The 20,038-nt window shown below is 58.5% G+C and carries 23 protein-coding genes; 15 read left to right on the top strand and 8 right to left on the bottom strand.

Annotated elements, in window-relative coordinates:
* Positions 1-2 precede the first annotated feature (2 nt).
* The 3 genes from IB238_RS23140 to IB238_RS23130 all read left to right on the top strand — a co-directional run bounded on the left by IB238_RS23140 (position 3) and on the right by IB238_RS23130 (position 1,785).
* Positions 3-329, top strand: a complete 327-nt coding sequence (locus tag IB238_RS23140) for a hypothetical protein (RefSeq protein ID WP_192252895.1) — start codon at positions 3-5, stop codon at positions 327-329.
* On the top strand, positions 326-1,483 hold the full coding sequence (locus IB238_RS23135; RefSeq protein WP_192252892.1) for a site-specific integrase: 1,158 nt from the start codon (positions 326-328) through the stop codon (positions 1,481-1,483). Before IB238_RS23140 ends, IB238_RS23135 begins: the two co-directional genes overlap by 4 nt.
* A 92-nt stretch (positions 1,484-1,575) precedes the next feature.
* A complete protein-coding gene (locus tag IB238_RS23130) occupies positions 1,576-1,785 on the top strand; it encodes a hypothetical protein (RefSeq protein WP_192252889.1) in 210 nt (69 codons plus the stop codon).
* A gap of 94 nt (positions 1,786-1,879) precedes the next feature.
* On the opposite strand, the gene IB238_RS23125 is transcribed toward IB238_RS23130, so the two are convergent.
* The 4 genes from IB238_RS23125 to repA form a co-directional block, all read right to left on the bottom strand.
* Positions 1,880-2,839 (bottom strand): 3'-5' exonuclease, encoded by a 960-nt coding sequence (locus IB238_RS23125; RefSeq protein ID WP_192252886.1) that lies wholly within the window; start codon positions 2,837-2,839, stop codon positions 1,880-1,882.
* A gap of 58 nt (positions 2,840-2,897) precedes the next feature.
* Positions 2,898-4,112, bottom strand: a complete 1,215-nt coding sequence (gene repC, locus IB238_RS23120; protein ID WP_192252883.1) for a plasmid replication protein RepC — start codon at positions 4,110-4,112, stop codon at positions 2,898-2,900.
* Between the two features lie 157 nt (positions 4,113-4,269).
* Positions 4,270-5,250, bottom strand: coding sequence for a plasmid partitioning protein RepB (repB, locus tag IB238_RS23115; RefSeq protein ID WP_192252880.1), 981 nt, complete (start codon positions 5,248-5,250; stop codon positions 4,270-4,272).
* Between the two features lie 58 nt (positions 5,251-5,308).
* Complete coding sequence (gene repA, locus IB238_RS23110) at positions 5,309-6,532, bottom strand: plasmid partitioning protein RepA (protein ID WP_192252877.1); 1,224 nt, start codon at positions 6,530-6,532, stop codon at positions 5,309-5,311.
* A 474-nt stretch (positions 6,533-7,006) separates the two neighbouring features.
* Here repA and traI point away from each other — a divergent pair, with 474 nt between their 5' ends.
* The 12 genes from traI (at position 7,007) to IB238_RS23050 (ending at position 17,949) form a co-directional block, all read left to right on the top strand.
* Positions 7,007-7,630, top strand: coding sequence for an acyl-homoserine-lactone synthase TraI (gene traI / locus IB238_RS23105; RefSeq protein ID WP_192252874.1), 624 nt, complete (start codon positions 7,007-7,009; stop codon positions 7,628-7,630).
* 9 nt (positions 7,631-7,639) lie between these two features.
* Positions 7,640-8,584: a P-type conjugative transfer ATPase TrbB gene (trbB, locus tag IB238_RS23100; RefSeq protein ID WP_192252871.1), complete on the top strand. Its 945-nt coding sequence runs from the start codon at positions 7,640-7,642 to the stop codon at positions 8,582-8,584.
* Positions 8,585-8,606: 22 nt separating this feature from the next.
* Entirely contained in the window at positions 8,607-8,984 is a 378-nt protein-coding gene (locus IB238_RS23095; protein WP_348648291.1) for a TrbC/VirB2 family protein, read from the top strand.
* Positions 8,977-9,276 carry a conjugal transfer protein TrbD gene (locus tag IB238_RS23090; protein ID WP_192252868.1) on the top strand — a complete coding sequence of 100 codons (300 nt, stop codon included), beginning with the start codon at positions 8,977-8,979 and terminating at the stop codon, positions 9,274-9,276. The genes IB238_RS23095 and IB238_RS23090 overlap by 8 nt, the downstream gene beginning before the upstream one ends.
* A gap of 12 nt (positions 9,277-9,288) precedes the next feature.
* On the top strand, positions 9,289-11,736 hold the full coding sequence (locus IB238_RS23085) for a conjugal transfer protein TrbE (protein WP_192252865.1): 2,448 nt from the start codon (positions 9,289-9,291) through the stop codon (positions 11,734-11,736).
* Positions 11,708-12,511, top strand: coding sequence for a P-type conjugative transfer protein TrbJ (gene trbJ, locus IB238_RS23080; RefSeq protein WP_192252862.1), 804 nt, complete (start codon positions 11,708-11,710; stop codon positions 12,509-12,511). Before IB238_RS23085 ends, trbJ begins: the two co-directional genes overlap by 29 nt.
* A 4-nt stretch (positions 12,512-12,515) precedes the next feature.
* On the top strand, positions 12,516-13,697 hold the full coding sequence (gene trbL / locus IB238_RS23075; RefSeq protein WP_192252859.1) for a P-type conjugative transfer protein TrbL: 1,182 nt from the start codon (positions 12,516-12,518) through the stop codon (positions 13,695-13,697).
* An 18-nt stretch (positions 13,698-13,715) separates the two neighbouring features.
* Positions 13,716-14,378 carry a conjugal transfer protein TrbF gene (locus IB238_RS23070; RefSeq protein ID WP_192252856.1) on the top strand — a complete coding sequence of 221 codons (663 nt, stop codon included), beginning with the start codon at positions 13,716-13,718 and terminating at the stop codon, positions 14,376-14,378.
* A 19-nt stretch (positions 14,379-14,397) separates the two neighbouring features.
* On the top strand, positions 14,398-15,210 hold the full coding sequence (gene trbG / locus IB238_RS23065) for a P-type conjugative transfer protein TrbG (protein WP_192252853.1): 813 nt from the start codon (positions 14,398-14,400) through the stop codon (positions 15,208-15,210).
* 3 nt (positions 15,211-15,213) lie between these two features.
* On the top strand, positions 15,214-15,648 hold the full coding sequence (gene trbH / locus IB238_RS23060) for a conjugal transfer protein TrbH (protein WP_192252850.1): 435 nt from the start codon (positions 15,214-15,216) through the stop codon (positions 15,646-15,648).
* A gap of 14 nt (positions 15,649-15,662) precedes the next feature.
* On the top strand, positions 15,663-16,958 hold the full coding sequence (gene trbI, locus IB238_RS23055) for an IncP-type conjugal transfer protein TrbI (protein ID WP_192252847.1): 1,296 nt from the start codon (positions 15,663-15,665) through the stop codon (positions 16,956-16,958).
* Positions 16,959-17,244: 286 nt separating this feature from the next.
* A complete protein-coding gene (locus tag IB238_RS23050) occupies positions 17,245-17,949 on the top strand; it encodes an autoinducer binding domain-containing protein (protein WP_192252843.1) in 705 nt (234 codons plus the stop codon).
* A gap of 143 nt (positions 17,950-18,092) precedes the next feature.
* On the opposite strand, the gene IB238_RS23045 is transcribed toward IB238_RS23050, so the two are convergent.
* The 4 genes from IB238_RS23045 to IB238_RS23030 all read right to left on the bottom strand — a co-directional run bounded on the left by IB238_RS23045 (position 18,093) and on the right by IB238_RS23030 (position 20,015).
* On the bottom strand, positions 18,093-18,590 hold the full coding sequence (locus IB238_RS23045) for an RES domain-containing protein (RefSeq protein ID WP_192252840.1): 498 nt from the start codon (positions 18,588-18,590) through the stop codon (positions 18,093-18,095).
* An 8-nt stretch (positions 18,591-18,598) separates the two neighbouring features.
* Positions 18,599-18,949: an MbcA/ParS/Xre antitoxin family protein gene (locus tag IB238_RS23040; RefSeq protein ID WP_192252837.1), complete on the bottom strand. Its 351-nt coding sequence runs from the start codon at positions 18,947-18,949 to the stop codon at positions 18,599-18,601.
* 124 nt (positions 18,950-19,073) lie between these two features.
* A complete protein-coding gene (locus IB238_RS23035; protein ID WP_192252834.1) occupies positions 19,074-19,520 on the bottom strand; it encodes a helix-turn-helix transcriptional regulator in 447 nt (148 codons plus the stop codon).
* Positions 19,521-19,805: 285 nt separating this feature from the next.
* Positions 19,806-20,015 (bottom strand): hypothetical protein, encoded by a 210-nt coding sequence (locus IB238_RS23030; protein ID WP_192252831.1) that lies wholly within the window; start codon positions 20,013-20,015, stop codon positions 19,806-19,808.
* Positions 20,016-20,038: the final 23 nt, after the last annotated feature.

Below are 20,038 nucleotides of genomic sequence, written 5' to 3'. Positions count from 1 at the left end.
CGATGAAGATATTCGTCGATGTAGAGGAAGCTGCCGAGCGGTTGGAAGAGCTGGTCGAACTGGCCTTCCGGGGGGATGATGTCTTTGTCTGCCGCGGAGAGCGGCCCATTGCGCAGCTCACCGCTTTCTCTCAGGAAGATGGGCTTCCCGCAAATGAAGCCGCTGCGGACATCGCGGGGGCCGCCCACAGCGACAAACGGACCCAGGCCGGTGGTTTCTGTTCGATCGAAAAGGCCTGGACTCGCGCCGCTGACGGTAAGGCGGGCTCGAACCAGGATATGACGTCGGCACACGACGATCTCTACGACGCCGACGGCCTGCCGAAATGAACGAGGTCTCCTCAGCATCCGCCCTCAAACGCGCCGAAGAACTGGACGCGCTCAATGCAATCCTGCCGTTCGACCGGCGTGATCAGCTGGCAATCCTGCTGACCGACGACGACGTTGCCACGCTGAAGCATCTGGCCAAGGAGGGCATGGGCGCGAACACCTTGCGCGCGCTCGCCTCCGACCTTGCCTATCTTGAGGCCTGGTGTGTGCTGGCGACTGGCCTGCCCCTCCCCTGGCCCGCCCCCGAGGCGCTGCTGCTGAAGTTCGTCGCCCACCACCTTTGGGATCTGGCCAAGCGTGAAGACGATTCGGCCCACGGCATGCCGGCGGAGGTAGAGGTCGGATTGCGAGGCCAAAGACTGCTGCGATCGGAGGGTCCGCATGCGCCGGCCACGGTGCGGCGGCGGTTGACCTCCTGGTCGATCCTGACGCGCTGGCGCGGGCTCACCGGCGCCTTCTCCGCCCCGTCGTTGAAGAGTGCCTTGCGGCTTGCCGTCCGCGCAACCGGGCGGCCGCGGCAGAAAAAGAGCATGAGCGCCGTCACCGCCGATATTCTCGCCCAATTGCTGTCCACCTGTGCCGGCGACCGGCTGGTCGATATTCGCGATCGCGCCATCTTTTTGACCGCCTTTGCCTCCGGTGGCCGCCGGCGTTCGGAGATCGCAAACCTGCGCGTAGAGGATCTGGTCGAGGAAGAGCCGGTTCGTTCCGAACCCGACGATCCGGCCTCCGCTCCCCTCCCCTGCCTGGCGATCCGCCTCGGCCGCACCAAGACCACAGGCCCGGACGACGACGCCAGGTCGCTGATGATCGGCCGACCCGTCGAAGCATTGAAGCGCTGGCTACAGGAGGCTCGGATCGACAGTGGCCCGGTGTTCCGCCGCATCGACCAGTGGGGCAATGTCGATCGCCGCGCGCTGACGTCACAATCGATCAACCTCATTTTGAAAGCGCGGTGTGTGAAGGCCGGGCTTGATCCGCAAAAATTCTCTGCCCATGGCCTGCGCTCCGGCTATCTTACCGAGGCCGCCAATCGCGGCGTGCCGCTGCCCGAGGCGATGCAACAGTCGCAGCACAGGTCACTGACCCAGGCCGCCGCCTACTACAACAACCCGGAGCGCCGGCGCGGCAAGGCTGCTCGCTTGATTGTCTAGGTCAGGCTGGATTGCGCGTACGCAACACCAAACGCGCCCGGCCACTATCCCGGTAAACACTAAAGACATCCTGAACGCGAAAGGAATTGTTCATGGAAACAGCGACCATCGAGTCACGGGCCGATTTCGCCCAATGGGCGATCGAACGTGCAAGTGCCATCATCGCAGAACAGGGTGGCAATCTCGCGCTCGCCGCACGTGAGGGCAGTGACGAGGCAATTGCCGCAGCAGCGAACGCATTGGGCCAGACGATTGTCGATACGTTGCTCGAGGTGTTCGACGGTCTGCTCGGTACTGAATAACATCCGCGCCGACACAACCTCGATCCGGAAAATACGGTTCTAGATCCTCATGGCGAGGGTGCTGCTGACGGCTCCGCACCCTTTGCCGCTTTGACTACCCCTTGAAACGATCAAATGCCGTCAGCCGCTTCATCGGCGGGTTGGCTTCATAGCGGTAGATGTCGGCACGTAGCCAGCAAATCTCGTCCTCGAGATCAGCCTCAGCTACCTCGGTCCACCAAGCCTTGGGACGGCCGTCGCTGCCGTCGGACCAGCGATAGCCCCTGCCCTTCAGGTGATCCTTGAGATCGAAGGGAGAATTTTCCGCGAAGATGCGGACACGCGAGCGCTGGCTTCTTTCGTACAGTTCGGCGAACGCAGATCCGACCTGGCCTTGGTCTTTGCGATCGAGAACCTCCAGCAGTGCAAAGCAATCGTCGACCGCCCGATGCCCGTCATGGAAATAGCCGGCCTGGCCGATCAGATAGCCAAGCTTCGTCCCCTCGAAGCCCCTCGCCTGCCAATCCACCTCCGACACCGAGCAGGCCCAGGCCTTGTCGGCAAAGACTGCGGACAATGTTTCGCAAAATGGCCGATCGAAGCCGGCGTTATGGGCGATGATCAGATCGGCAGGCTTCACCAGCGCGTTCAGCCGATCGAAGTCAATTGCCTGCCCGGCGACCATCGCGTCAGTGATGCCCGTGAGCCGAGTGATGTCAGCCGGGATCGGGCCACTTGGTTGCCGCAGTCCGCCATAGACGTCGGTCACCTCACCGATCATCCCGGTTTCGTCGAAGCTGAAGGCAACCGCGCCAATCTCGATGATCTCATCCTTGCGCGAACTGAGACCTGTCGTCTCGGTATCGATGATGACCCCGCGCAACGGAAAGGCCGGATTTAGCAGACGGGCAACAGGTCGAGGCTGGAGCTTTGACAGGATCCGATAGCGGCCTGTCGCCTGCAGATGCCGGACCATCTCGTCCTCGTTCATGGCCGGCGCCACGCGTCCATCCGGGCGTGTTCGGCTGCCCCCGGTCGGCGCATCATCCGCAAACATGTCAAACTGCGCTGTCATTTCCACCGTTCCGTTCTTCGCCAATTTCGATCAACGACTACCAACAGTCTGCCGCCAATCAGCCCGTACTCTGCACCGGCTTGCCGTTCAAGCGCAGCAAGGCCATCAGCATCGGCCCAAGCGAAAACTCGCCGCGCGCCGCTTTTCGCGTCAGGTCGCGCAAGTACCCGCCAGCCGAATTGATGTGCCCTGCCCTTTCAAGGATACAGGCGACCGCAACGGCCGCATTTTCCGGCCCCATTGCCTCGCAGGCCTCCTGGTAGGCGGACGGGCTGACCCCCAACATCGAGCGGACCACGACGGCCGCGGTCATCAGTTCGCGCCAGCTCGAAATGGCGCCCCCAGGGCCGTACATCACAATTTCCGGGCAAGCCCGCAGCACCATTCCCAACGGAAACGCCTTGATCGCCTCCCGCAAAGGCTCGCTGGTTCGCACAGCCGGTCCGCCCTGCTCTTGTCGAGAGCTAGGTTCAAGTTCATTGCTGGATTCGGTATTTGAATTCTGTATGTGCTGACGGCATTCGGCACCATTGGTGTCGCTTTTTTGCGAAATCAGCTGAAGTTCCAACAAGTTGACCACTTCGGCATGCAGCATCGTCATTTCTTCCAGGCATTCCGTGAGTTCCGACTCGGTTTTTGCCTTCGAAAGCCGTCCGACTGCCGCCACGTAGTGGGCCTCGACCATGCCCCAGTCGCCGGAAGCCCCCTCTTCCATTGCGGCAGAAATCAGCTTGCGGAGATCCCTGCGGAAAATCGAAATGCGTTCCTTGGCGACCTTCAGCCGGCGCCGTTCTTCGGCAACCTGCTGGGCCATCTGGGCGAGCTCTTCCGAGCGTGCCAACAGCGGTGCCAAACTGAAGCCATACGCCGCCTCAATGGTCCCGTCCCTGCCCTTGCGCGCATAGCGCTTTCCGTTCGGGCTGTCGTTGCGATGGACGAGGCCCGCGTCGACAAGGAGTGCCAGGTTTTCGCGCAGCGTCGACCCAGCAATCCCGTTTGCCCGCGCCGAGAGCTGTGCATTCGATGGGAAGACGATGAGATTGCCTTCCTCAGACAGATCAGTCTCCGGATAGAACGACAGCAGCGCATTCAAAACTGCCAAGGCTCGATCACGCAGCCCGAGCAGCGTGCGAGCATCGCAGGCATCCCGATAGATTTTCCATTTGTCGACGGACTTTCCCGCCCAGATGTTGGCTGATTCAAACTGCCCTTTCACCAAGGCAAGCGTCATCGGCCGCCGCCCGAAGGGCGTCGTCACATTCCCACTCTGCATTTTCCTTCACCTTCCAATAGGCAAAAGAAGACCAGCTCACCAATAACGGTGCCAAAGACTCTTGACTGTGATTCGTGGAAATGCGATTCTCAGGCTGCTAAACGATGAGAGAGGCTTCCACGATGGTTACCGTCTGGGGGCCTTTTTCTTTTGCGGCTTAGTCTCCCTTACCATCATCAACTGAGAGGAATTCGGCATAAAGCCGATCCAGATTCCCTGCCAGGAACTGACCAAATCGGCCTGCATTCTTCGACTTCATCGAGAGCGCGAATGCCTTTCCTGTATTCGTGAACTGAGCCGAAACGGCCTTGTCTGCCGGTTGCCACGTGTCTTTTACATTGATCGCGGCTTTCTTGACCGGCTTTCCAGACTTGTTCAGTGCTTTGAAGAGGTGATTGAACCGCGCATCGCTGTTCAACGAGGCGAACGACGGCTCGAGCAACAACTCTCCTACCTTTTCCGCGTTGGCATTCTTGCCGACGAGCAGTGAGAGTTCCAGCCAGCGCTCACGCCCGACTGCCGGGGCCGAGCCGATCGCCTCGATCACTGAGGCTGGTATCCGTTCCGTAATGGACATCATCTTGGAGACCGCCGCAGCATTTGCCGCCAGCGAGGAAGAGACGACACCCCGATCATACCCCAAGTTCTCCAGCCGACGTGCAAAGGAGGCACGCTCGATGAAGGTCAAATTGGCGCGCGCGGAGTTTTCCTGGCCTTGCGCGATGATATGTGTACGGTCATCGAGATTCTTGACGACGGCCCTGACCTTCAGACCGAGTTCGCGGGCGACACGGACGCGTCGATGACCGAAGACGATCTGGTAGCGTCCCTCGGCCACGGGGTGCGGCCGGACAAGGATCGGGGTGTCCTGGCCACGTTCAGCAATCGCCTGTTTGAGCTCCTCAAACTGATCTGAATCGTCCTCCATTCGATCTGACACGAATGAGCTGTCGATAACATCGGGGGTCAGCTCAACAACTGCCTCGCCTTCCAGAAATTTCTCCGCCTGTTTCGACAACTCATCCAGCGAGCGAACCATGCTTCGCGAGGCCCCGCGCATGGGGTAGGATTGAGGCTGATCCGCTTGGGATGCCTCCCCGTCGTCTACAAGACCAGCCAGTAAATTCTTTCTCGCCATTTATTTCGTTCCCGATCGCTGCAACTGCCTGAAGCTAAAGGAAAAATTGCCGTTTTTGTCAGCTGACAACTTTTCGCCCCCACGACGCGTGCACCAGATCCGCGATCTCGGCATTGACTGCGTTCAAAGACTCTATCGCGCGCTCGTAGGTCGCGCGCGTCATCTGGTTCTTCTCAACCTCGTAGAGGGTCTGCTTGGTAATACCCGCATCAGAGATTGCCGTTGATTTCAGCATCTGGTTCTTCAACACGAACTGGTGGAAGAGGGTCTGCATAAATCCGACCATCTGAGCCTGCGGCCCATCCATTGGTTCGTAGCGAGTGATGAGATAGCGATACCATTCGAGGTTGACCTCAGCACCTGCATCCCTGATCGGCTTCAATATTCCACCCAGCATCAACAGGAACTGTCCCATCGACATGACGTCCAGCATCTGGGGGTGGATTGTGATGAGGACGCTCGTTGCAGCCGTCAAGGCGGTAATCGTGAGATAACCCAGTTGCGGCGGGCAATCGATGACAACGACATCGTAGCGATCTTCCACTTCGGCAAGGGCACGCGAAATCCGCGTAAAGAAGGTTCTGCCCTCGTTGGAACCCTTGTTGGACATGGCAAGCGGCGTGTCGTACTCGAACTCCTGGAGTTCCAGATTTGCCGGGATGATATCAAGGCCTGGGAAGTTCGTCGGGTGAATGATTTCCGAAATCGAGCGCCGTTCTTCATCATAGCGGATTGCTTCATAGAGCGACGGCGTAAGATCGAGCTCAGGCTGGAACCCATGAAGCGAAGACATCGAGGCCTGAGGGTCAAGGTCGACCGCCAGGACACGGTGGCCGGTTAGCGCCATATACTGGGCCAGGTGCGCAGCCGTTGTCGTCTTGCCTGACCCGCCCTTGAAATTCACAACGGCAATGACCTGCAATTTCTCACCGGGGCGACGGTGCGGAACGTAATTTCTCGCCTCGGAGCGACCATGCTGCTCCAGGTACTGGCGAAGATCGCCCATTTGCTCGGCAGTATAGGAGCGTCTACCGGAAGATGACGTCTGGGGAAGGGGGCCTTTTCCCTCCAGGTGCAATTTCTTCAATGTGCTTTGCGAAACGCCAACAAACTGAGCGACCTCTGCCAGCGAGAAGTGGCGCAGTCCTTTCTTGGCATTGGGCGGGTATTGCTGCATGCTTAGCAAATGCAGCTTCTTGGAGATCAAATCGCCCTGCTCGAGGATCATCTCCTCGAAATGCATAGGTCGCATTGCTGCCATTTGCGGCGTAGTAGCATTCATGAAGGGAGAGCTCCCAAATAACGGTTTTTGGCTTTGAGCGCCAATCTAACCGTTATTATGGTTGATTCTCGCCAGCGCTGGCAAGGAGCATAGGTGAATCAATAGTTTGTCGGGCTTGCAGCCCGCACCGCGCAAAATCAAGTAACACGCGGATTTCTTCTGTCTAATCAGTTACATAGATCAGAATCTGCGGTTGCACGTACGCCGTTCGTTCACCTGTGAATCATACAATAAACGCCCTGCCGGGTCAGGTCATCCGATCTAGAGAATCAGGTGGCTGGCTGCGACTCACCTGAAGACAGCTCTACGACCTGCCCGGGCTCAGTGAGAAGCGCCTTCATCTGGCAACATCGTCCGTCGGTCGAGGCAGGTTCTGAGCGACGACAGCCATTTGTGGCTTGTCGAACTCTACAACTGCCCCATCGCCGGCTTCCGTGCTGAAAATTCCTTCAAACCGGAACGGCGGAGGGAACGATGCGAATTGTGGCGATTTCAGCAGCACAAAGCACAAAGGAAAGCCAACTGGTCGACGCTCAGCATCGTCTGCGCGCAAAGATATTCTCCGAGCGCCTGGGCTGGGAGGTTGATGTCAGGGATGGCCGGGAGTGTGATAGCTTCGATCGGTTCCGGCCGACATACATTCTCGCCGTACTGGAAGGCGGAAAAATAGCAGGATGTGCAAGGCTTCTTCCGGCCATCGGTCCAACGATGCTGGCAGGCGTATTTCCCTTTCTTCTTCCAGACGGACGACTGCACGCCCATCCCGCAATGGTCGAAAGCTCTCGCTTCTGCGTCGATACCAATCTCGCTGAGGGGAGGGGAGATGGCTGGATTCATGCGGCGACGCTAACCATGTTCGCCGGCATCATCGAATGGTGTATCGTCAATCTATACACCGAAATCGTTACCGTAACCGACCTCAGGTTCGAGCGGATCCTTGCCCGGGCAGGGTGGCCGCTTGACCGGCTAGGTGAGCCGCGAAGAATTGGCGCAACCATGGCCGTCGCTGGCACGTTGCCGGTGGATATGGAGACATTCGAAAAGCTCTGCCCGCCCGACTACAGCTCCGACCTCGTTGCGGTCCGCCAGGTGGCTTAGGGGATTTCCGTGACTGAGCTCCGTTCTCACCACCGGCTGGTGCGCAAGCTCCAAGGCGCGCTTGGCGACGACCTCTGCATCGCACTCGATGATGCAAACGTCGTCGAAATCATGCTCAATCCCGACGGCAGGCTCTTTATCGAGCGTCTCGGACAGGGAGTGACTGAGGCAGGCAAGATGCCGTCTTCGGCTGCGGAACTGGTCATCGGCACCGTAGCCCACGCGCTTCAGTCCGAGGTCGACGCCGACCAGCCGATCATATCGGGTGAACTGCCGATTGGCGGCCATCGCTTTGAGGGCTTGCTGCCACCTATCGTATCCAAGCCAGCCTTCACCATTCGTAGAAGGGCCTCGCGTCTGCTCCCGCTCGAAGACTACATACGGTCCGGCATCATGACCGACCTTCAGGCAGAAGCGATCCGCGGCGCGATCTGCTCCCGTCTGAACATCATCATCTCCGGGGGAACAGGTTCGGGCAAGACAACGCTTGCGAACGCCGTCATCGACGAAATGGTGAAATCCCATCCCCATGACCGCCTCATCATTCTCGAGGATACGGCCGAGATCCAATGCGCTGCCGGGAACGCAGTATTCCTGCACACCAGCGATAACGTCGACATGGCCCGACTTCTCAAAAGCACCTTGCGCTTGCGTCCCGACAGGATCGTGGTCGGCGAGGTTCGGGACGGGGCAGCACTGACTCTTCTGAAGGCATGGAACACCGGGCATCCCGGCGGCGTGGCAACCATACATTCCAATACCGCCCAATCGGCATTGCGACGTCTGGAACAACTCACCGCCGAAGCAAGTCAGCAACCTATGAACTGCGTCATTGGCGAAGCCGTCGACCTGATCGTTTCGATCGAAAGGACCCCGCGAGGGCGGCGCGTGGCCGATATCATCCGCGTCGAGCGCTTCGTCAATGGCCAGTACGAGTTCGCGTCGGAACAGTGATCCGACAACGAAGGAGAGCGTCGTGTCGCATAATACCCAAAAGCCCGGCATCGTACTTCTTGCCGTGCCTGTCATGCTGTTCACAGCAGTGCAGGCAATGGCGGGTTCCGGAGGCAGCTTACCCTGGGAGGGGCCGCTTGAGCAGATCCAGGAGTCGATCACCGGCCCGGTTGCAGGCTACATCGCACTGGCTGCGGTGGCGATCGCAGGCGGCATGCTGATTTTCGGCGGGGAGCTGAACGATTTCGCACGACGGCTGATGTACGTCGTCCTCGTCGCCGGCATCTTGCTCGGCGCCACGACCATCGTTGGCCTTTTTGGGGCAACGGGCGCCTCGATCGGTCTTGCTGACGATACGAACATGCAGCCAAGGGGGCGAGGGGAGGGCGGTCATGGCTGAATCTGCGTCCGGGCTGCAGCGCAATCGCATCCACCGGGCCCTGTCCCGACCAAACCTGTTGATGGGCGCCGACCGTGAACTGGTGTTGATCACCGGGTTGGCAGCCATCATCCTGATCTTTGTGGTCCTGACGGTTTACTCGGCATTCATCGGGGTGTCGGTCTGGATCGCGCTCGTCGGCTTACTGCGGATGATGGCCAAATCCGATCCGCTCATGCGACAGGTCTACGTCCGGCATATCGCCTACAAGCCCTGTTACAAATCCACGACCTCGCCCTGGCGCAAGTACTGAGGGGAGATGGGCATGGTCGCTCTCAAACTATTCCGGGATACCGGCCCGTCCTTCGCCGATCTCGTTCCCTATGCCGGCTTGGTTGATAACGGAGTTCTTCTCCTGAAGGACGGAAGCCTGATGGCCGGCTGGTATTTTGCCGGACCTGACTGCGAAAGCGCCACGGACACGGAGCGCAACGAACTTTCGAGACAGATCAACGCTATTCTGTCCCGCCTTGGAAGCGGCTGGATGATCCAGGTCGAGGCCGTTCGCATCCCAACGGTCGAATATCCCTCGGAGCATCGTTGCTATTTTGCGGACCCGATCACCCGGGCAATCGACGCTGAGCGGCGGGCGCATTTCGAGCGAGAGCAAGGACATTTCGAAAGCAAACACGCCGTGATCCTCACATACAGGCCGCTCGGTACGAAGAAAACTGCGCTCAGTCGATACATCTACGCCGACGAACAAAGCCGCAAAAAGTCCTATGCGGATAAAGTCCTCCTCCTCTTCAACAATGCGATTCGCGAAATCGAGCAATATCTTGCAAACACACTCTCGATCCGGCGGATGGAAACGCGACAAACGACCGAACGCGGTGGGGAGCGAATTGTCCGCTACGACGAACTCCTGCAATTCATTCGCTTCTGTATCACGGGCGAGAATCACCCAATCCGGCTCCCGGACGTTCCCATGTACTTGGATTGGATCGCAACCGCGCAGTTCGAACACGGTCTGACCCCGAAAGTCGACAGCCGCTTTCTCGGGGTCGTGGCGATCGACGGCTTGCCTGCTGAAAGCTGGCCCGGGGTTCTCAACAGCCTCGATCTTATGCCCGTCTCATATCGATGGTCGTCGCGTTTCATCTTCCTGGACGCTGAGGAAGCGCGACAGAAACTCGAGCGAACCCGGAAGAAGTGGCAGCAAAAGGTCCGACCGTTCTTCGACCAGTTGTTCCAGACGCAAAGCCGCTCGCTCGATCAGGACGCCATGACCATGGTTGCGGAGACGGAGGATGCGATCGCACAGGCCTCCTCGAAGCTTGTCGCCTACGGCTACTACACGCCCGTCGTCATAATCTTCGATAACAATCAGGAGACGCTGCAGGAAAAAGCAGAGGCGATCCGGCGGCTTGTGCAAGCTGAAGGCTTTGGTGCGCGGATCGAGACGCTCAATGCCACCGAAGCCTATCTCGGAAGCCTGCCGGGCAACTGGTATTGCAATGTCCGCGAGCCGCTGATCAATACCCGAAACCTTGCCGACCTCATTCCCCTCAACTCGGTGTGGTCCGGAAACGCAGTCGCACCGTGCCCCTTCTATTCATCGGGCTCACCGCCTCTGATGCAGGTTGCCAGCGGCTCAACACCATTTCGGCTGAACCTTCATGTCGATGACGTGGGGCACACGCTAATCTTCGGCCCGACGGGTTCGGGCAAATCAACATTGCTTGCTCTCATCGCCGCGCAGTTTCGCCGTTACGATCGCGCCCAGATCTTCGCCTTCGACAAAGGCAAGTCGCTCCTGCCTTTGACGCTTGCCGCCGGTGGCGATCACTACGAAATCGGCAGTGACGAAGGGGCGACGCTTGCGTTCTGCCCGCTTTCGGAGCTCTCAAGCGATGGCGATCGCGCCTGGGCGAGCGAGTGGATCGAGATGCTGGTCGGTTTGCAGGGTGTCTCCATCACTCCGGACCACAGAAATGCGATTTCGCGCCAGATCGGACTGATGGCCAGTGCCCCCGAGCACTCTCTTTCAGATTTCGTCTCCGGCGTGCAGATGCGTGAGATCAAGGACGCATTGCATCACTACACTGTCGATGGACCAATGGGGCAATTGCTCGATGCCGAGGCAGACGGATTGACGCTCGGGGCTTTTCAATGCTTCGAGATCGAGCAGCTCATGAACATGGGCGAGCGCAACCTGGTGCCCGTGCTTACCTATCTGTTCCGGCGCATCGAGAAGCGCCTGGACGGCACTCCAAGCTTGATCGTTCTCGACGAAGCCTGGCTCATGCTCGGTCACCCGGTCTTCCGGAACAAGATCCGCGAATGGCTGAAGGTGCTCCGCAAGGCGAACTGCGCTGTCGTTCTTGCGACGCAATCCATTTCCGACGCCGACCGCTCGGGCATCATCGACGTGCTGAAGGAATCCTGTCCCACAAAGATATGCCTTCCGAACGGCACCGCGCGAGAACCAGGAACGCGCGAATTTTACGAGAAGATCGGCTTCAACGAAAGGCAGATCGAGATCGTCTCGAACGCCATTCCCAAGCGCGAGTACTACGTCGCAACGCCGGAAGGAAGGCGGCTCTTCGACATGTCGCTCGGACCGGTGGCCTTAAGCTTCGTCGGTGCATCGGGGAAGGAAGACCTCAAGCGCATCTGCGCGCTGAAATCCGAGCATGGCCACCACTGGCCGGTCCGTTGGCTTGAAACAAGGGGGCTTAATGATGCCGCGTCTCTACTCACCTTCGCATAGATCGCTAGGCGGCCTTGCCGCGATCGCAATCCTTCTCGGCTCGACCAGCCCTGCATACGCAGGAGCGGCCACGGGTGCTGCGACCGAATGGACCCAGCTTGCCAACAATGCCCAGCTTATCGATCTGTTGAAAAGCTCTGGAATCCAGGTCGACAATCAGCTGACGCAAATCGGCCAGCTGGCGGAGCAGATCCAGAACCAGCTGAAGATTTACGAAAACATGCTGCAGAACACGGCGCAACTCCCAGCTCACGTCTGGGGCCAGGTCGAAAGCGACTTGAACCGGCTTCGCAACATCGTGGGCCAGGGACAGACCATCGCGTTCTCGATGGGAAACTCGGACGACGTCCTGAAGCAGCGTTTCAAGAGCTACGCCGATCTCGACACCAATCTGCCAAACGCCGAAAGCTATTCTTCGACCTACCAGAGCTGGTCTGACACCAACCGGGAGACGATCGCCGGCACGCTCAGGGCCGCAAACCTAACGGCCGATCAATTCGAGAGCGAAGAGGACACGATGGGCGCCCTTCGGGGATTGTCGGAATCAGCGGACGGGCAGATGAAGGCCTTGCAGATCGGCCACGAGATCGCCGCCCAACAGGTTGCACAGATGCAAAAGCTGCGCGGCCTCGTCTCCCAGCAGATGACGATGACCGGGACATGGCTGCAATCAGAGCAAACCGACAAGGATTTGGCACAGAAGCGCAGGCAAGAGTTCTTCAAAGCGACCGCACCACCGACATCGGGTGGCCAGAAAATGAAGGTCGAGTGGTAAGCCCATGATCCCGACCCGTCCCCAATTGCGAGCAGCTACGCTCCTCTTTGCCATCACTGTATGGACGGCTCAACCTGCGTTTGCACAGGAAGGCTCTGTCCTGACCTCACTGCAGAACCAGATCACCGCAGCAGCCAAGGGCTGGGAAACGACCGTGATGGATGCGGCCAGATCCCTGTTCTGGATTCTCGCGACGATCGAGATCGGTATCGCGGCAGTTTGGCTTGCGCTGCAGGCGGCTTCTCTCGACAGCTGGTTCGCCGAACTTGTCCGACGGATCATGTTCGTGGGCTTCTTTGCATTTGTGCTGGCTCAGGGGCCAGCCTTTGCCAAGGCTGTCGTCGACAGTCTTTTCCAGATAGGCGCCGGAGGAGGCACCGCCTCTCCCGCCGATGTCTTCAATGCGGGCCTGGCCGTTGCCACCAAGATGTCGGAAAAAGTGCGCTTCGGTCTTTTCGAGGACAACGCGCTGGCGATCTCGGCCGCCTTCGCCATGGTCGTGACGGTTGTGGCGTTTTCCCTTGTCGCTGCAATCTTCATTTCGGTGATGGCCGAAATGTATCTTGGCCTGCTTGCCGGCATGATCATGCTTGGTCTTGGCGGCTCTTCGTTCACTAAGGACTTTGCGATCCGATACCTCGTCTACGCATTCTCGGTGGGCATGAAGCTGATGGCCTTGGTGATGATCTCTCGCATTGGATCCGAGGTGCTGATCGGGCTCGCCGATGAACCCGAAATGGGCGACCAGTTTCAAACCGTGCTCGCGATTGCCGGCATAGCCGTCGTTGTCTTCATTGTCGCAATCTACACTCCGACCATCATTCAAGGTGTCGTGCAGGGTGCTTCGGTATCGAACGGGATGGAAACGATCCGCCATGGCGGGCAGGCGGCATCATTCGCCGCGGGCGGCGCCTTTCTTGCCGCAGGCGCACTGGGTGCAGGGTACGCAGCAGGACAAGCAGCGCGTGCTGCTGGGTCTTCATTCGCAGGCGCTGCGCTGCGGGGGATTGGCGCCGGCATCGGCTCTGTCAGCAAGGCCGCAGGTTCTGCGGCCAAGGAAAAGGCGATCAGTTCTCCTGGCGCCTACGCGGGCTCAATCCTCGGATTGGCGAACGCCAAACTGGAGGAGAACCGCAGCGGCCACAGAGGACTGAAACCGCCGCCCGAACGCAATGACCTCCGATAGTCAGTAGGCGAGAGTATGATGGCTACAAACCGCTCCCCCGAAAACCCGTATCTGGCCGCTCGACAGGAATGGTCCGAGCGCTACGGATCCTATGTCAAGGCCGCGGCCGCGTGGCGCCTCGTCGGTATTCTTGGCCTCACGATGGCCATGATCGGTTTTTCTTACGCGATGTATCTCAGCACTCAGACCAAGCTGGTGCCTTACATCGTCGAGGTCGACAAGCTCGGTACGTCAGTCACCGCGGGCTTCCCGCAACAGATCGAATATGCCGACGCACGCGTCGTCCGGGCCACGCTCGGCAATTTCGTAGCAAGCTTCAGGTCGATCACGCCTGATGCGGTTGTTCAAAAGCAATACGTCGACCGAACCTATGCATTGCTGCGCACGTCCGATCCATCGACCCAGAAGATCAATGCCTGGTTTCGGGGCAATTCGCCCTTCGAGAAAGCGAAGTCGGCAACGGTCGCAATCGAGGTCAACAACATCGTGGCGCTGTCTTCTCATACCTACCAGATCGACTGGACGGAGTATGAGCGGGACCGCAAGGGCAGGGAAATCGAAACGCGCCGTTTCCGAGGGATTGCGACGGTCACATTGACTGTGCCGCAGGACGAGGCAACCATCCGTCTGAACCCAATCGGTCTCTATATCCACGACTTCGACTGGACCGCACAGCTCTGAGGGGCAGGGGATTTCAACAATGCGCAAAATAGGAAACATCGCCGCCGCGGGCTGCATGGCCGTGCTCGCCCTTGCTGATGGAGCTATGGCCCAGAACATGACCCCGAATGAGGCAAAGGGGGCCGATATTTCCAGGAAGTGGCGTGGAGCACCAGGCCTCGTAACGACGGGACCGGACGGCAAGGTCATCTTCCTCTTCGCCGAAACGCAGCCCTCCATCATCTGCTCGCCGCTTCAGGTTTGCGATATAGAGCTTCAGGGTGGTGAGATCGTCCGCGATGTTCTGGTGGGTGACACCGTCCGATGGAAGGTGGAGCCAGCGACGTCCGGCGCCACTGGCGGACAGGCGATCCACCTGGTGGTGAAGCCATCGGAGCCTGGCCTGGTCACCTCTATGGTGGTCACGACCTCGCGCCGCACCTATCATATCCAGTTAAAATCCCACCCCAGCCAGTACATGGCTCGTGTCGGCTTCGAGTATCCGGAGGACGTCTCCAACAAGCTTGCCGATATCAATGCTCGACTTGAAACAGGTGGCATTCAAGGTCCAGCACCGGACAAGTTGAACTTTTCCTATACGATCAGGGGGAGTGCCCCATGGAGACCAAAGCAGGTCTACTCAGACGGAGCAAAAACCTACATCCGGTTTCCGAGGTCGATTTCAGATCAGGATGCTCCGGTGCTGTTTGTGGTGAGCGGCGGTCAAAACCGCGTCGTCAACTACCGGATGAAGAACGACATGATGATCGTCGACTATGCTATCGACAAGGCGATCCTCGTTTCCGGGGTCGGCTGGCGCCAACAGAAGATAACAATCCGGCGCGGAGGCTGACGCATGCGTGAGCTGCTTTGCCTCCTTTTCACGGTCACGATTGTCTCCGGCTGCCAGACTGCCGATGAAATCGCCGCCACCTTACCCTCAGCCGAAGTCGCGGGGCCTGTTGCGAGCGCCATTGCCGGGGACATGGCGACCAAGTTTGCCGAACAGATCGGGCCGGCTGACGTTACGGCGATCAAGATGGACAAGGATGGTTCCGAGTACGCTAACGCACTGCAAGCGGCCCTCAAAGGATGGGGCTATAACGTCATCACAGATGGAAAAGTGGAAAAGGAAGAGAAGGCGATCGAGCTCACCTATGCCATTGATGATACCGAAGGCGAAGTGCTTGCTCGGCTGACTACGCCGTCCATCGCGCTTGGCCGCGTCTATACGCCAACGACAACAGGGGCGACACCATCGAGCCCGCTTTCCGTCATGCAGCTTAATTGAAGGGGAGGGGAACCATGATCCAGTCGCTGCAACTTGGTCCTTCCACCAATGGCGACGATCGACAGAACATGCGCCGCCTCAATCGCCTCCCGATTTTGATCGCGGTCGTCATCACCGTAGTGTTCTTTGGGGTCGTCTTCGTTGGCCTTTCGTGGCGCGGCCTGGCCTCAAACCAGAACGGAGATCTCGGCGCCGCATCGAAAACGCCTGCGACGAATTTCGGGGATCAGCTGAAGAAGGGCATATCAGACGGCATCATCGGCGAGCCGGAAAAGCAGGACGTGTTCCAGCCTGCACCCGCCGGCGCGGCAAAGGCGCAGATACCAGAACCGCTCAACGAGCAGCGGCCAATGCAATACGAGGAGCGTTCGAGGCGCGAGTCAGAAGCCGAATGGAGGGCGCGGCTGAAACGTGAGCAGGATGAGCAATATATCCGCGAGGCGCATCGCCAGCGGATGGCCCGTCTGCAGGCGCGTGCCACGGCCCTCGACTCTCCCCTTAAAGTCGACGTCTCCACGGCAGAGAAGACCGTCGCCGAAAACACGATAAGCGCGCGGCGCCAGAAAGACGTCTCAGCAAACAGCACCTCCGACTTGTACACTGCAGCAATGCAGTCTGGACTGTTCAGCCAAAATGGCGATCCGAACGGGCAGGCTTCCAAGGAAGCGTTTTTCAACCAGGACATTCAGGAGCTCGGATACTTGCCGAATCGGGTTGTACCGCCAATGTCGCCATACGAACTGAAGCGGGGCTCTGTCATCCCAGCGACCTTGATCAGCGGCCTTAATTCCGATCTACCTGGCAGGATCATCGCGCAGGTGAGCCAAAACGTCTATGACAGCGCCACCGGCTACCGGCTCCTGATCCCGCAGGGAGCCAAAGTATTCGGACGCTACGATTCCAGGGTTTCGTTCGGCCAAGAGCGCGTCCTCGTCGTCTGGACCGATCTGATTTTCCCGAACGGCTCGACATTGCAGATCGGCGGAATGGCCGGATCGGATGGCGAGGGTTACGGCGGCTTCAGCGACAAGTTGGATCGGCATCTATGGCGCACTTTCGCATCAGCCGCCCTCGTCGCGATCATTGGCACTGGTATCGATATGTCGCTCCCGGAGAGTTCAACGCTTGCGACACAGGATACCGCCACGGACGCAGCCCGCCGAAATTTCGCCGAAGTTTTTGGCCGTGCCGCCGAGCAAACCATTTCCAGAAATCTTAATATTCAGCCAACAGTGCGAGTACGCCCGGGCTACAAGTTCAATATCCTGGTCGATCAGGACATCGTCTTCCCAAATTCGGCACCGCACTGAATAGTGCAACCCTGACGACATGGCATGACGCCAGTCAATTTTACTGTGTCAGTCCTGCAACGCCAGTGGGTTCATTTAGGCCTGAAGACCGAGCAGTTGTTGTCTAAACTTGCCCAGAAAAGCAGGCGAGCGCAAAATTCAATGCAATCTACCCGTGCGCCGCGCAATTTTTCAGAGCCCGGGGGCAAATGCTGGCGCAAAACGAGATCGCTTCGGCTGCACGAGTGGAGGAGCGTGCCAGCGCTGCCAGGACGAGCCGCGCGTAGCCGAGCCAGGAGGTCAGATTGTGAACCGATACATTCGCTCTCTCATCGATATGGTGGACGCTGCTCACAATCCATGGATGATCAAAAGCGCCCTAACCACTTTCGCGCACTCATGTGGATTTGAGCGCTTCGCATATCTTCAAACTGAGGGAGCGGAGATCCGTACTTTCAATACCTATCCTGCTGAGTGGGAAGCATTATACCTGCGCAACCAATATTCCCGTATCGATCCGGTTGTGACTGAAGCAAAGCGGCGTATGGCGATGTTTGCTTGGACCGCGGAAAGCTGGCCGACGAGGGGATCTGCGCAGATGCGAGCATTTCGCGACCATGCTATCGATCACGGACTGCGTTCGGGGATCACGCTCCCCGTGGAAGGGGGCTTTGGGGCGACCATCATGCTGACTTTCGCTTCGCCAACCACCCAGTCGAGTAGGTTGCTATCGCTGGAACCGACGAAGGCGGTTCAAGCCGTACTTGCCATTCACTATCGACTGAAAAGTATGGGCGGGGCCATCGCCCGTGGTCCAAAAAGGCTGCTGTCACCGCGAGAAATGCTATGCCTTGCATGGTCTACCAAAGGCAAGGTTGCGCCTGAAATCGCCGAACTCACGGGCATCAAGCAGCGGACAGTCCAACACTACCTGGACAACGCCCGCCGGAAGCTTGAAGCGGCGACGGTTCCACAACTTGTAGCTATCGCCAAAGACCACGACCTGATCTAAAGCCCCAAATCCCAAATTGCCTGGCGCTCTTTGGCGATCAGCCAAACAGGCATGCGCCCGCTGATTTCCTGTTCGGCAGCTAAAATGCGGCGATATGCGCCAACTAGCGCTCATCGCTGCCGGGCAAGGACAAGAACTTCCTGCTAACGCAAAAGTCGGTGCTCGTCGTCAATCAGCGAAAGGCGAGAGGGAAGGACGTCGCCCCAGTTCCAGAGAACCAGATTGAGATCGTCATGGGTCGCGCCAGGCGCGAAGCTCCTGACGAGCAGCCCTTGGTAGCCGGAAGCTGCAAGCCGCCGCGCAAAAACCTGCGATCTGGCCTCGCCGGTTGCCTGCATTTGATCGCGCCACGTTGGATCGGCTATTGCCATCGCATCCATATCCTGTGCTTTCAACGCCACCTCATCACGGCTGTCGAAGACAGGCACGATATCCGCATCGTAGGAGACAAGCGTCGTCGGCTGGAGATTGCCAACCTGGTTGGCCTCTCTTAGCGCTGTCATGATCGATAGAGACGTGTAGAGCGCAGGCATTCCCTTCGGGTTGAACCGGCCTCCATAAAGTTCAGCGCCTCGGCCTGACATTGGATCGCGTGCAAAGACCGGGTTCAATGCCCGGTAGAGTTTTCCGGTGAAGCGCATCCGACAAGTTACGCGTAAACGCCCGCGTCGACCGCGTCGATGTAATCGAGCACGTCGTCCGCACGACCGGTTCGAACCAGTTGCATCGCTGTCTGACCGGAAAAACCGGACAGTGGTTCCGACCGATACCAAGCATAGGCCAACAAGGTAGACCCGAAGCGTGGCTCGACCTTGTTGACGATTTCGACCATCTCACGCAGACGCCGCTGTGTCTTGTCTGAGCGAATGCGGTCCTTGCGTTGAACCGCATCCTTTCCCAAACCGGCAGTGCGGGCGACCTCCTCGCTGGTCGTGCGGAAAGCGTCGGCGATCTTGCGCGGTGCGAAGAGCCCATCATCAGCATATTGTGCAAGACCCATGGTGCACCTCCAGTTGATCGATGCCAGGAACTATGACGCAATATAGCGTCAAGACTGACGGACTTCAACCTGACAACCAACGGCGTGGCCGCTTGACAGTCGAATGTGTCGATGCTCGGAGGCACTACAACGCGTTGCTGCCGAAGACCTCGATGAGCGCCACAAATTTCGAACGCGTCTTCTGGGGCAACGCCAAGAATGCGTCGACAAGCCGCTGTCCTTCAGTTGTTGCAACAAAATCCTGGCGGACATCCGCCCTTTGAATGATACCTTTCGTATTGCCTTTTCCCGGAGGTGGCAGCTTTTCAAAGAAGTGTGTCATCGGAACATCGAGGACATCGGCGATCTCATAGAGTACGGACGAACTCACGCGATTGACGCCGCTCTCATATTTCTGAATCTGCTGAAAAGAGACGCCGATGCCGGCTCCAAGCGCCGTTTGCGACATGCGCAATTGCAAGCGCCTGACCCGAATTCGGTTTCCGACCTCTCGATCGACCGGATGTAGCTTGGTATCGTCAATAATTGTGCTGGATGAGGCCAGTGCCTGCGCCGTCGTTCGTTGCGCCATTTTCCGCAGCTCCTACACGACGCCAGGCGGTTGGTACGCCTGACGCGATGGTAAAAGTCGGGGAATTGGAAAGCCGATTGACAGGCCCCCGTGACCTTTAGCCCGATGGGCCTCTTGCATACGTCACAGGTTCCCCGACCCTTGCGGATCGTAGAAAAGGCACGACTTGCGCGCATGTAGCGATTCAATCGGGGTTTCCACGCCCCAAGACAACAAGGATTGCCTCGGACTGAATCATATCGAAACAACTCTTAATTGCAAATAATTTCATCCGGACCCCGTTCATCAGTTGCTGTGCGGCACCGTTTCCGGCTGTGTCAATTGAACAACCATGCCCAGCAGGTGGTGGAGAAGCTGAAGGTCATCGCGCCCCGGGTACCGCTGCGAGATCTCCTGGACGATCCGCAGAAGGGCGCTTGCCTCATCATGCACGAACGCCTTCACCAATTGCTCGGCGTCCGGACCTTCCGTGAGTGACTTACCTCGCCGACCCATCGCGCTACTCCGTCGGCTCAGGG

Origin of the sequence: Rhizobium sp. ARZ01 (assembly GCF_014851675.1) — a bacterium.
In the GTDB taxonomy this organism is placed as follows: Bacteria; Pseudomonadota; Alphaproteobacteria; order Rhizobiales; family Rhizobiaceae; genus Mycoplana.
The sequence above is the reverse complement of the archived record's forward strand: the minus strand, read 5'-3'. Positions and strand labels throughout refer to the sequence as shown.